At 39.4% G+C, this 13271-nt stretch carries 13 protein-coding genes; 11 read left to right on the plus strand and 2 right to left on the minus strand.

The annotated features are described in order from the left end of the window. Positions 1 to 54 precede the first annotated feature (54 nt). From BW986_RS21305 to BW986_RS21360, 11 genes are all read left to right on the plus strand, one after another. On the plus strand, positions 55 to 423 hold the full coding sequence (locus BW986_RS21305; RefSeq protein ID WP_076370490.1) for a winged helix-turn-helix transcriptional regulator: 369 nt from the start codon (positions 55 to 57) through the stop codon (positions 421 to 423). A gap of 397 nt (positions 424 to 820) precedes the next feature. Beyond that, positions 821 to 1429 (plus strand): DUF3885 domain-containing protein, encoded by a 609-nt coding sequence (locus tag BW986_RS21310; protein WP_076370665.1) that lies wholly within the window; start codon positions 821 to 823, stop codon positions 1427 to 1429. A 474-nt stretch (positions 1430 to 1903) separates the two neighbouring features. Continuing rightward, on the plus strand, positions 1904 to 2203 hold the full coding sequence (locus tag BW986_RS31290; RefSeq protein WP_076370492.1) for a TIGR04104 family putative zinc finger protein: 300 nt from the start codon (positions 1904 to 1906) through the stop codon (positions 2201 to 2203). 296 nt (positions 2204 to 2499) lie between these two features. Further along, the gene (locus BW986_RS21320) at positions 2500 to 2997 is read left to right on the plus strand and encodes an LURP-one-related/scramblase family protein (protein WP_076370494.1); all 498 of its coding nucleotides are present in this window, start codon (positions 2500 to 2502) and stop codon (positions 2995 to 2997) included. A gap of 409 nt (positions 2998 to 3406) precedes the next feature. Further along, entirely contained in the window at positions 3407 to 3601 is a 195-nt protein-coding gene (locus tag BW986_RS21325; RefSeq protein WP_076370496.1) for a hypothetical protein, read from the plus strand. A 422-nt stretch (positions 3602 to 4023) separates the two neighbouring features. Next, the gene (locus BW986_RS21330) at positions 4024 to 4692 is read left to right on the plus strand and encodes a DNA alkylation repair protein (RefSeq protein WP_034310892.1); all 669 of its coding nucleotides are present in this window, start codon (positions 4024 to 4026) and stop codon (positions 4690 to 4692) included. Positions 4693 to 5127: 435 nt separating this feature from the next. After that, positions 5128 to 5316 (plus strand): hypothetical protein, encoded by a 189-nt coding sequence (locus tag BW986_RS21340; protein WP_076370500.1) that lies wholly within the window; start codon positions 5128 to 5130, stop codon positions 5314 to 5316. Between the two features lie 278 nt (positions 5317 to 5594). Beyond that, positions 5595 to 6875, plus strand: a complete 1281-nt coding sequence (locus BW986_RS21345) for a M20 family metallopeptidase (protein WP_076370502.1) — start codon at positions 5595 to 5597, stop codon at positions 6873 to 6875. Between the two features lie 678 nt (positions 6876 to 7553). Further along, positions 7554 to 7832, plus strand: a complete 279-nt coding sequence (locus tag BW986_RS21350; protein ID WP_076370504.1) for a hypothetical protein — start codon at positions 7554 to 7556, stop codon at positions 7830 to 7832. A gap of 212 nt (positions 7833 to 8044) precedes the next feature. After that, the gene (locus tag BW986_RS21355; protein WP_076370506.1) at positions 8045 to 9685 is read left to right on the plus strand and encodes a spore germination protein; all 1641 of its coding nucleotides are present in this window, start codon (positions 8045 to 8047) and stop codon (positions 9683 to 9685) included. A 164-nt stretch (positions 9686 to 9849) separates the two neighbouring features. Then, complete coding sequence (locus BW986_RS21360; RefSeq protein ID WP_076370508.1) at positions 9850 to 10341, plus strand: GNAT family N-acetyltransferase; 492 nt, start codon at positions 9850 to 9852, stop codon at positions 10339 to 10341. Between the two features lie 96 nt (positions 10342 to 10437). Here the strand turns inward: BW986_RS21360 and nhaC are convergent, their stop codons facing one another. Next, entirely contained in the window at positions 10438 to 11889 is a 1452-nt protein-coding gene (gene nhaC, locus BW986_RS21365; protein WP_076370510.1) for a Na+/H+ antiporter NhaC, read from the minus strand. Positions 11890 to 11938: 49 nt separating this feature from the next. Beyond that, positions 11939 to 13105 carry an alanine dehydrogenase gene (locus BW986_RS21370; protein ID WP_076370512.1) on the minus strand — a complete coding sequence of 389 codons (1167 nt, stop codon included), beginning with the start codon at positions 13103 to 13105 and terminating at the stop codon, positions 11939 to 11941. Between the last annotated feature and the right edge of the window lie 166 nt (positions 13106 to 13271).

Consider the following 13271-nt stretch of genomic DNA (forward strand, 5'->3'; position numbering starts at 1 on the left):
ATAAAATTTGTAATATAGTATACAATTTGATACTTAAAAGATTGGGGTGTCAATATGAAGGACTTTAAAACGGAAAAGTGCCCTGATACCACTGCTTGTCCTGTTGCAGTTACAGTAGATGTGATAGGAGGCAAATGGAAAGGGATCATATTATATAACTTAATCTCCGGCCCTAAACGCTTTAACGAGTTAGGGAGACTTATGCCCTATACCACAAAACGCATGATAACGTTACAACTTCGGGAATTGGAACAGGATGGTATTGTACATCGTGAAATTTATCGAGAGATTCCTCCAAAAGTTGAATATTCTCTTACTCCCTTTGGGGAAACATTAAAACCTATTATTAACCTAATGCGAGATTGGGGAGATATGAACGGAAATGAGGTATTAATGAAGCGAAAACGATTGGAAATGAAATAGACAAGGTATTCTAATAAAGGATGTCTAATTGTTAAAATATCAGAGCTGCCTTTAAGACAGTGTTTTTAGAAAAAAGGTTCTATCTAAAGTATAAAAAAGTTGATTGGAACGGAAGGTGCGAGACTCCTGCGGGAAAAGCGTGTCAAAGGGAGACCCCGCAGGCGCAAGCCGAGGAGGCTCCCTGACCGCCCGCGGAAAGCGAGTGCCTGGAATGGAAATCAACGTCCAAGTTGTACAAACCATAAAGAAACTGTAGATAAACTCGATTTTCATCTAGTGTCTACAGTCTGGGAGTTGCATAGGCAGCTCTTTTTTTTATGCAACCAAAGGGGCATGTTACATGGATAGGTATAATGAAGGAACATAATGAGGTGAAAAAATGCTTTTAAACGAATTTATGAATGAAAATTTCCCGAACTTAGAACTTAGACCGCCGTTGTTTTATACTTGGAAAACGGGCATCCGTTTTGAATTAGGTGTGGACTATGATAGTGATTATGCTTATGAAAATAGCCCATATCTACAAGGAGTATATAAAAGGGCTATCACTTTATTCAAGTCCTTGCATTCTCATAAAGATGATATTTATATCGTAGTTGACGTAAACGATTATTCCGATGGTTTTAAACATAAATCAAACACTTTTTCACGGTATATTAAAGAGAAGCCGCTCTTATACCGGTTAAACCAAACGACAACTTTTCATGACGATGATGAAGAAGGAACATATAAAACACATAGATTTACGTTAAAGTGCAGAACGTCTGACTTCAAATACATTCCTATGCTAAAAGCAATCTGTAATCAAGATATGGGAATAAGGCCAAGTATTTTTAATAGAGTCTATTTTATAAACATCAACAGGAAAACTATATTTCACGTTTATGATGACAGGGGTTGTGATTTATTGGCGACTTCGCCCGAAACGATAAGAGATGTTTATGATAAATACAACGACTGGATATTAGACTACGACAGAAATGAAATAGACGAAGGATTCAAATAAGGGGCACCCTGTTAAAATATCAGGTGCTATAGCAAAGATCAGAGCTGCCTTTAAGACAGAGTTTTTAGAAAAAAGGTTCTATCTAAAGTATAAAAAAGTTGATTGGAACGGAAGGTGCGAGACTCCTGCGGGAAAAGCGCGTCAAAGGGAGACCCCGCAGGCGCAAGCCGAGGAGGCTCCCTGACCGCCCGCGGAAAGCGAGTGCCTGGAATGGAAATCAACGTCAAAGTTGTACAAACCATAAAGAAACTGTAGATAAACTCGATTTTCATCTAGTTTGTCTACAGTCTGGAGCTGTCTTTATGGCAACCTTTTTTTCCAGGGTAATGGATTTTAACAACTTTTACTTCAATAAGGAAGGTTGCTGACGCAGCCTTTTTATAATGCACTAAAGGGCAGATTAGTTGAATGAGAAAATGTAATTTTATGTTAAAATAGAGGTGGAGATATGTATAAAAAAGGAGGTAGTTTAATATGCCAACCTGTCAGAATTGTGGTTATAAGTGGAGATGGAGAGAAACTTTTGTAAAAATATTCACGTTTAAAAGTAGGTTAAAATGTTCCTCCTGTGAAGGATTCCAATACGTTTCAAAAAAATCAAAAAACCGATTAAGTCTATTTGTATTTACTCCATTTTTGATTTGGTTACCGTTAGTATCATTTGGTGTACCTAAGGGTTTTATCTTAGTTTCAGAATTAGTTTCTTATGTTTTAGTGTTTGTTTGGATGCCATTTCTATATAAACTCAGTAACAAGGAGGAGCCAATTTGGTAGTATTCCTTGAACAAACGGGTGAAATATCAGGGGTTGCTACGGCAGCCTTTTTCTTATGGAACTAACGGGGCAGGATTGTTCAAGAGTACATAAGGAGCTGTTCAACAATTGGGCCAGATTGCGAAGGAAGAATTGCTGACTTTACAAAAGGTAAATTAGTTAAGGTAAATGGTGGTGAACCGAAAAGAAGGCGCTTTTGAGTGGAGCTATTATTTGGAATTTAATGCATAAGATTGGAACCAATGCCCATTTCAAACGTAAGTAATGTAAAAGACTTAAGGTTGGGAGGCATAAGTATGAGGCAGCTTTATATAAAGCAGAAGGTATTCAGTCTTAGCGGGAAATTTACAGTAAAGGATCAGCAGGAGAAGGATATATATTTCGTGGAGGGAAGTTTTATGCAAGTTCCAAAGACTTTCTCCATTATGAATACAGCAAGAGATGAAGTAGCACTCATTACGAAAAAGGTGTTCAGCTTTTTACCAAAGTTTTTGGTTGAGGTGAATGGTCGAGAGGTATTAACAATAAAGAAGGAATTTTCCTTCTTTAAAGCACGATATACAATTGATGCGGCAGGCATTGAAGTACATGGTAATTGGTGGGATATGGATTTTCAAGTTTTACAGCATGGTAAAATCGTAGGTAAAGTGGGCAAGGAGTGGTTCACTTGGGGCGATAGCTACAAGGTTCAAATAATAGATGAAGAGATGGAGACCATTATTATTGCACTCGTTGTTGCAATTGATTGTGTGAAGGCTGATCAAGCAGCTGCTTCCTCAGCAGCGTCGATTTAAATTAGAAGTGTAAAATCAAAAGGCTGAAAGTTTTTAAAAAACCACTGCTTGAATAGGTGCGGTGAACCGTATCATAAATAAATGACAAGGCCATTTCGTACCAAGGTTTTATATTCGTTCTTCAGTAATCGAGCGCGATTCTTGAATTAGGGTTGCTTTTCTTATAGAACTAACAGGCTGAAGATTGGAGCTGGCTTTAAGGCAGCTTTTTCTTTATGCAACTACTGTATATAATGTACTCGATTTTGTATCTCAAAACAGTTAGAGATTGAATTGGTGCGGTTTTGAGTGGATTAATAACTCTATGTACTCAAATTCATGTCCCCAATGTACTTATCTTTGTGTCTTCGTACAATAAACGAGGCAGGAGATATTATATTGTCAATAACAGTGATTGAGAGGAAATAATATGTTTAAAATATTTATACGTGATGACGAATTAATAATTGTAAGAGCGAAAGAAGATTTTAGAACGAATGGATATAACGTTAAAAAAGGGGAACTTTTCAAAGCCTCAGAAAAAGAAGGGGTAATTGTAAATGGTAGTTTCGCGTGTGATTTTGGCAGCCCTAATTTCGAGGCTTGGTTTGAAATAATCGCCTAAGATAACTATTAAACTGACTGATTCATAAATTTGTTGTCAATACTGAAATCAAGGATATATTATGCCTTGCTTTTTTTATTTCTATTACGGATATTTCTTCTATATAGCCCTTCAGAGCAATTTGAGGGGCTTTTTATTTATAAATACCATGATTTGATATAAATGCTTGTTAAACTAAAGGGTAGCGTTTCTTTAAAGAGGAGTGCTCTTTTCGTATCCAATTAAAAGGAAGTAAATGTTATTATTATATGAAAGATGGTTGCTCTTCTATTATAGGTGGAGAAAGCTTTAATACGATATATACTACAATATTAACTTTGGAGGCACACCACTGCAATAAGACATATAACGAAATTAAGTTCTTGATATATCCCGTCAAGGACATATTATGAAACAGTGCTTTAATAAAGGAGTTGTATAAAATGAATGAAAATAAAGGTACAGAAATAAAACGCTTTTCAAAAGCAGAAAACATTCTACCTCAGATCAATAGTAAAACTAAGCTAGGCGACTTACGGAAAATCGCGAAGGACATTAAAAAAGATCACGAACTAGCTATGGAACTTTGGTCAACCGAAGAGTTTTTGCCCAGACTATTAGCAATCTTAATTATGGACAAAAAACTTCTTTCACAAGATGTGCTAAATAAGCTTGATAAGGATATGCAGACTCACACTTTTGATGAGCGAAATAACTTAATGGATTGGTTAATGGCTAATCAGCTCACCAAAGACAAGAAGAAAATTGCATTGATGGAGTCATGGGAAAATAGTCCTTCTGCTCTTCAAAGGCGAGCTTTCTGGTATTATCAAGGGCGATTGAGATGGACTGGACAAACACCGCCTGATAACACCGCATACTTGCTATCTGCATTAGAAGCTAATATTACGCAGGAAGAACCGGAAGTTCAATGGGCTATGAATTTCACCGCAGGCTGGATAGGCGTTTATGATGAAAAGAATCGTGCACGTTGTATTAAACTTGGTGAGAAAACGGGTCTTTACAAAGATGAAATAGTAGCAAAAGGATGTACTCCCAGCTATTTGCCGGAGTTCATTACAATTGAAGTTAACAAACGACATAATAATTAGTTACCTCTGAAAAATTTATTAGGGTTTAATGCAAAAAATAAAGGAATTCAAAGCCTCAATATGAAAATTGTAATAGGCTTGGACCGAAAAATAAAGAAAACAACGCGTTATGGCAGCTAGTTAGTGAAATATGCAAGGAAGATGTAAAGGATTAACCCACTATCTCTTTTTGGTCTGTAGGGCGCTTATCTTTAAGAAGAACAACTTTCCAGCTGCACAGTACAACGATACTGTTCAGCTGGAAATAAAAAAGGACGATTTCCACATAAATGGTGATCGTCCTTCTTCAACTAATGGGGGCGATAGTGAAAGAAAGGGTATCGCTGCGGCGAGCCTTTTTTGTTATAGAACTAACGGTGCAGGATAATACAATAAGAAGAATATGTCTTATGTCTCATCAGATTCATATTATTCATTAAGAAAGGGATGATAACGATGACAAAATTATCTTATAGTGGTTTAAAATATGGGGAAAGTGATGTGGAAGTAAAATTACTGGTGGATATACAAAATGATTGGTTTGAGATAACGCATACGAAGGAAGTGTCTCAAGTAATGAATAAATCAACAGGTGAATATATCATAGTAAAACGAAACACCCTGAAATTTGAGGTTGTTTCATAGTACGATAAGATTGTGAAGGATTGTACTTAAAGTAACGGGTGCGTTAGCTGAAGATAAGAGCTGTCTTTAAGGCAGCTTTTTCTTTATGGAACTATCGGGGCAGATTAGTTTAAGTAGCATAGTTTATTCGAACTGTGAAACATAATCATTTAAAAATTACTTTTAACACGTATCAAATGTTTCCCCACTTTTATCCCCAGAAATATGATCTAGGAACAGCACATAGAATAGTATAGAAATACTGCGGCTAATGCCGGACATGGAGGGGATGTATTTATATGAGTACCAGAATAATCCGGCAGCTGATACGGTCAAGGCAACAGGAATTAGTCGAACTTGCTGCTTCATTTATTCGAATTCCATCTGAAAATCCATCGCCCGAGTTTAAGAAGCGGTCAGCAGAAATGGGGCGCCATATTAGCCGATACCTAGCAGCAAAAGGGTTCTTGATTACCGAGCACCGCCGTAGCGAAAATGCGCTGGTTACCGTGGTCTGTGATGCTCCCTTAACCAGGGTACCTGGTCCACGGCTCCTATTTTGTGGACATACAGATGTCGTACCTGCAGGCGATTGTTCACATTGGACCTTCGATCCTTTCTCAGGAGAAGTCAGAGCAGGTATGCTTTTGGGTAGGGGAGCTTCCGATATGAAAGGAGGCTTGGCATCACTGGTTTTTGTGGCTGGACTGCTTCAGGAGTTCGCCCCCGCTCTTAATTTGAAAGGAAGCCTGGGAGTTATAGCCTCTCCGGATGAAGAGACTGGCGGCATTGAGGTGGCCTCGCTCCTGGATCAAGGATTGATTAAGGGTGATGCTTGTCTGATTGGTGAACCAACGGACCCCTACCATCCGAATGCCGGCGAAAAGGGCAAGGCATGGATGCAGGTGATCATACCAGGTCAGGCAGATCATGGCAGCCTACAACCGCTTTATGGAATCTCCGCCGTACGAAGAGGGGCAGCCGCGGTCGAAGAACTAACCAAACTATGGGACCTCAAGGCAACGCCTCCGGCAGAACCTTATCAACTTTTGTACAATACTGAGTGGCTCCTATCTCAGTATCCAGGAAATCCCTTATTGTCACAGTTACTATATCGTCCCTCTTACAATCCAGGTGTAATCCAGGGCGGAACAAATCTGAACGTCGTCGCAGACAAGTGTATCGTTAAAGTGGATACCCGTGTTCCATTCGGCATGAAGTCCGAGTTTGTACTTGATGTCGCCAGGAATCTTGTTAGTGCTGTAGCGCCAGGTGCGGTTGTAGAGCCAATGGTACCCTGTACTAACCCAAACTGGACCTTAGAGAATCGTCCAATTGTGAGGTCCATGGAACAGGGAATCCAGCGTGTCCTCGGAATGGAGGAACCCGTCTTCAGCGTACTTTTGCTTAGTTCAAGTGATGCCAGTCACTTCCGGCGCCATGGCATTGATACCGTCCTTTACGGTCCTGGCCTGGATCACACCATCCATGGGTATGATGAGCGGGTTTCAGTGGAGAACTTAATAGAATCTGCCGAGATATATGCTGAGACGGCAGTCAAGTATCTTCGGTCATTTTAAATCTATTTTCACTAAAATTTATGTAGGGGTAACGTCAGGATTTTGACAATTTATAACATTAAGATAGTACACTTTGTATCAATAGGATCTAGCCTATTGATATGGAGTCAATATTACGTTAAACAAGGCTTACTAGTGTCTCGTATAACTTGTCTCAACACATGTATCGTTGCTACACCAACGATACCCACTTCCTATAACAGCTTAACGTTGTAAATCCGCATTTTCCTGACGCTGCCCCAGAGACATAGGTGCGCAGCCAATATAGTGTAAAAACAGGTCACTAATGGTGATAAATACAATTAAGTGACCTGTTTACTTTTTTCCTATTCATATTCCCCAAGGATTAAATGGGTACCCTCGATACTCTCCCAATCCTAGTCATTTTACTAGCTGAATTCCCACTTTTCTTACAAAAAAGCAGATATTATGCCATTGGAATTTAATCCTGAATATGTATGGGGAGAATAAAACCAAAATAAAAAGACACCCCATCAACCATAGTGGTAAGCTTGGTTATTGACCTAACGGGTGCCTGCTTCAATAGGAAGGTTGCTGAGACAGCCTTTTTCTTATAGCACTAAAGGGTCAGGATAGTTCAATAAGGGGTGAAATTTTATTGACTTGGGAAACGTATAAAAAGCGATAAAACGATGTTAAAAAAAGGAACTGAGATATATGGGTGCTTTGGTTGTTGGATTGTTGTTTCTAATTCCAGGAATAATCTTTTTATTATTAGTCATGTTTAAATATACGGAAGAGGAGCATCAGAAGGAATTAATAAAGTATCAATGGGTGAGAAATGATAGATTTCTATCTTGGGTAGAGTGGGAGTTAGTCCTTTTCCACAAAATTGCAAGTAAATCATACATTATAGCTAAAGTGATTATTTTGTTAATATCACTTATTCCAATTGCAATCGGCATTTTAGCGTTATGGGCATTTTTTAGTGGGTAAATGGATTTTTGTTGTGCAACTAACGGGTACATTATTTCAAAAAGGGAGGTTGCTGCGGCAACCTTTTTCTTATGCAATTAAAGGGGCAGGATAGTTCCATAATGAATACCTAAATATTAGATCTAATAATATTGTTGGGAATGAAGTTATCCATAAAAAACAATTTTGTTGGACAGAATAAAGAGAAATAGGATTGAAAGAGGACCGATGCCATGGTTTCTTTTTTTAAACAAAAAGGACAAATGAAGAAACGCAAGAAGCAAAAGATAGACGAAAATGAAAAAGATCAATCTATAATGAAAAAACCCAAAAATATTGAGAGCTCTATAACAGCCAATCTGGATATCGTGAAGCAAAAAACAGGAAGCAGTCCGGATATCATTATACGAACGTTGAAAACTAGTCAAAATCCTGTGATCAAGGTGACCATTTTGTATGTACAGGGTCTGATAGACAATCCGAGTGTTACAGATTTTTTAATTGAATCCATCATGAAAAATCCTCATCTAAAAGAAAAGTTACTTCCACATGAAGTGCTGGAAGTGATCTCTAAAGACGTGGTTTCACTCGGCGGTGTAGAACCCGTCACGGACTGGGAAAAATTATTTTTGTCATTATTATCAGGGGATAGCGTCATTTTTATTGATGGCATAAACATGGCCCTGGTTGCCAGTACAAAAGGGGGAGAAAGGCGTTCTGTCCAGGAACCAAGCACAAATTCGGTGGTCCGCGGGTCAAGAGAAGGTTTTACTGAATCGAATGCAATAAACATAGCCCTGGTACGCCGCATCATTAACAGTCCGGATTTATGGATAGAGTCGATGAAAATTGGCACTGTAACAAAGACGGATGTTTCCATCATGTATATAAATGGGATTGCAAAAAAAGGAATCGTCGAAGAGGTCAAAGAGCGCTTAAAAGGAATAAATATCGATAGTATTCTTGAATCGGGATATATTGAACAATTGATAGAAGATCAGGTCATGACCCCATTCCCCACCCTTGACCATACAGAAAGACCTGATAAGGTCGCTGGCAATCTCCTTGAAGGAAGGGTAGCCATTTTTGTTAACGGAACGCCTTTTGTCTTGGTTGCGCCTGCGTTATTTGTTCAGTTCTTTCAATCTGTCGAGGACTATTATGCTCGCTTTGATATAGCCTCAGCTATACGTATTTTACGTATTATCATTTTCTTTATTTCGCTGATTGCCCCATCTGTTTATGTAGCAGCTACAACGTATCATCAAGAAATGATTCCTACAAAGCTGCTCGTCATTCTTGCGGCACAACGGGATTCCGTTCCTTTGCCGGCTGTTATCGAAGCAATCTTCATGGAAATAACATTTGAACTCTTACGAGAAGCAAGCCTAAGGATGCCCAGAGCCATTGGGGCGACCATGTCCATTGTTGGTGCCCTGGTGATTGGTCAGGCGGCGGTTCAGGCTGGAATTGTATCACCGGCAATGGTCATCATGGTATCGATCACGGCCATTGCAAGTTTTGCGACCCCTTCCTATACCATGGCAACTGCTGCTCGCTTGCTGCGGTTCGTATTTATCATTTGCGCAGGTGTAATGGGTTTTTATGGTATGAATTTAATCTTTTTTGTCGTCATAGTCCATTTATGCAGCCTGCGTTCATTCGGAGTTCCTTATATGTCACCATTTGCTCCGCTTAATCCGGAAGGACTAGGCGATACATTCTACAGGAGACCATTGTGGGCGTTAAAAAAAAGACCCAAATTTTTAAGCTCCAATACTAATCTGAAAAGAGAAGGCGATAATCAAAGGCCACTGCCTCCTACATCACGTGGAATGAAGACTTCTAACATGAAGAAGGGTGACGGGCACTGAACCGTGACATGCTGTTGCAAAACGGGTGCGTTAGCTTAATATTCGAGCTGTCTATAAGACAGCTCTTTCTTTATGTAACTATCGGGGGTAGTTGTGCAAAATGTTTCTGGGTTATATGGCAAATGATAAAATTAGTTTAGTTGCATCATTAAAGGGGGAGAAGAATGGAAATTCGTTCAGTGAAAGGGTCAGATTACTATGCAATATCTCCACTGATCAATGAGTGGTGGGGCGGAAGGCAAATGTCTGATATGTTACCGAAATTATTTTTTGATCATTTTACAAATACAAGTTTCATTGCCGAAAAGGAAGGGGAAATAGTCGGTTTCCTAATAGGGATTCTATCTCAATCTCAATCTGATGAGGCATATATTCACTTTGTTGGCGTACATCCTGAATTCAGAAAAAATGATATCGGAAGACATTTATACCATCAGTTTTTTCATGTCGTTCATCAAAATGGTAGCAATATTGTCCGTTGTGTAACGTCTCCTGTCAACAAATCTTCAATTGCCTATCATCACAAGATGGGATTTGAAATGGAAGAGGGAGATAAATTAATTGATGGTGTTTCAGTCCACTCTGACTATGACGGACTAGATCAAGATAGAGTTTTATTCATGAAACAGCTATCAAATTATGGGGATTGGCAATGAATCCTATTCTTAATGTCGAAGGTCGGCCAGTAAAAATTGCTGGCCGACCTTTTTTCATGGAATATTATATAGCAGGGCTGTCAGCTAAAGTGTTTTTTATTCATTGCTTATTTTTTTCTGCATGAACGTTTTTTCTTCCGGATTTTCTTTATCCTTGTTCACATTTCCTTTTTCTTTAAAGATTGCAAATCCTGTTAGTGCGTAAATGATGGCAAGAATAGGTGTTAAGACGGCTTGATAAGCATAAGGGAAAAAATCCAAAGTCGAGACTCCCAGTACCCCTGATAAATAAATGGCTGTTAACGACCAAGGAACGAGATAGGAAAACATGGTTCCGCCATCTTCTAACGTTCTGGAAAGAACGGTTAGCGATACGTTATGTTTTTTATAAGCGGATTTAAACATTTGACCAGGCAATATAATGGACATATACTGACTTGCTGTAAGCATATCTGTGACCAATCCCGAGAATAAGGTTGTTAAAACAAGACTTCGTGCACTTTTGATTGCATTCTTAATGCTGCCTAGAATGGCACTTACAATACCTGTTCTTTGTAATATCTCGCCAAAACCAAGAATTAAAATGGACAGAGTAACAGTCGGCATCATGTTTGCTATACCGCCTCTATTGAGTAGGTTGTCGACTTGTTCCACCCCGGTTTGTATTTGGAATCCTTTAGATAAAGCGGTGAAAATGGTGTTTATATCATAATTTGTTTGAATTAAAGCAGCGGCAATCACCCCGCCTAAGGCTGATATTAACAAGGCAATTAATGGGGGGACTTTCTTGGCAGCCAATAGAATCGTTATAACCGGTACAAGCAGCAAAAAGGGACTGATCACAAAGTGTTTAGACAACGTATCTGTAATTAAATCTATTTTGGTCACATCCAACGAATTATGGGAAAACTTCATTCCTTGAAATCCATACAAGATGGTACTGATGACTAGTATTGGTAGTACGGAATAAAGCATGGACCGAAGATGGCTCGTGAGTTCAACCCCCGTAACGGCCACTGCCAAGTTTGTAGTGTCGGCAAATGGCGAAATTTTATTTCCGAATATGGCTCCCGATACAACCATGCCTGCCGTTAATGCCGGTGGTATTCCCATTCCATAGCCAATGCCCATGAATGCAACCCCAAGTGTTCCTGCTGATGCATAAGCGCTGCCGATAAAAAAGGAGGTAACACATAATATCAGAAAGCCTGATACTAAAAACACGGTGGGAGATAGTAATTTTAGTCCGTAAAAAATAATGGAGGGAACAATTCCCGAAACAATCCAAGAACCGATAACCATTCCTACACTCATTAAAATCAACACGACCAGCAATGATTTCTTACAACCATCAACGAAATATTCTTGCAGTTCCTTGCCTTTAAATCCCTGTGTTAATAGAACGATGGAAATGGCGATCGTTGCGACAATAAATACGATATCGGTAGGCAGTTTCAAAATGCCGTTACCGACTGATAAAACCGTTATCAATACAAGAATAGTCAGCAATGCCACCTTGAGTGAAACCTTTTTTTCAACTTCATTCATGGATTTTTCTCCCCCCTTAACATTTCTTTCTTTTTAAATAGTTGATGGGCTAACTCATTTTCATCGGTAATTTTGTTGTTGTAGCACTAGGTACAAAATCGAGATCATTGCGATCCGTCAAACCCAGTGCTTCTTCCGGAAATGTGAATTCCCTGCCTTGAACGACACATGTTTCTTCATGTGTAAGAATGCCTTTATATACGGTTAAGCTTCTTCTTAAGTACCCATCTCTCCTGCACGCCTCCGCTACACCGTTGTTCGCGATGGACCGGATATGGGGCAGTACGGCTGAAGCATAGGCTTTAGAGGCAGTATGTGGTGCAGCTCCGGGTATATTATCGACCCCGTAATGTACTACGCCGTCTAACACATAAGTAGGGTCTGCATGTGTTGTCGGTTTATAGGTTTCAATTGCCCCGCCAACATCCGCACTTATGTCCACAATCACTGAACCTTTTTTCATGATCTTTAACATATCTCTAGTAATTAAATGATCCTTTCTATGTTTTGGCCATTTAACACAATTGATGACTAAGTCTATATCTTGAAGGACTTTCTTAATGCTTTGTTGATTGGAAATCATTGTGTTTACATTTTTAGGGAAAATTTCTTGGCAATGTCTTAATGCACCTATATTGATGTCCGTTAGGGTAACGTCAGCACCTAAGGCGGAAACAATTTCTGTAGCTGCCTTTCCAACAATTCCAGCACCAAGGACCAGGACATTCGCTCCCGATGCGCCGCCGACTCCGCATATAAGCTGTCCGTTTCCTCCATTTATACTAAGCAAATGATAAGCTCCCATTAAAGCGCCTAATTTGCCGGCAACTTCACAGTTAGGGGAACCATATCTATGGGAATCCTCTGCTGTAAGGGCAATCACTTTTTTCTTCATTAATACGTCCACTTCTTCACTGTTTGAAGCCGGATGGAGGCAGGCGAAGATCATTTGATTTTCCCTCAACAGCTCATATTCTTCGGGTGAAATTTCCTTAACTTTCACAATAAAGTCAGCTTCCTTATATATTTCGTCCATGGTCAGCCTGATTTGTGCGCCTGCTTCCACATACTCCTCATCAGTGAAGCCAGCCTTCAAACCAGCTTCTGTCTCGATCAACACGCAATGCCCATCTCCGACTAACTCAGCCGTTTCTATTGGTGTTAATACAACGCGGTCTTCCCCAGCCTTGATTTCCCTCGGCATACCAATTTTCATACTATACCCCTTCTTCCTAGTTTTTTATAGAGAGGAAATGCTTTGTGTTACATCTGTAAACTAAGCAAGAAGTATGCCAAGAGATCTCATCATTTTCCGCCGTTTTATGCAGGAAAATAAGAGTTTCACATTATGATAATGTCGATTTCAGATAGTGAAAATGATT

Source organism: Peribacillus simplex (assembly GCF_900156045.1).
GTDB classification, from domain to species: Bacteria; Bacillota; Bacilli; order Bacillales; family DSM-1321; genus Peribacillus; species Peribacillus simplex_D.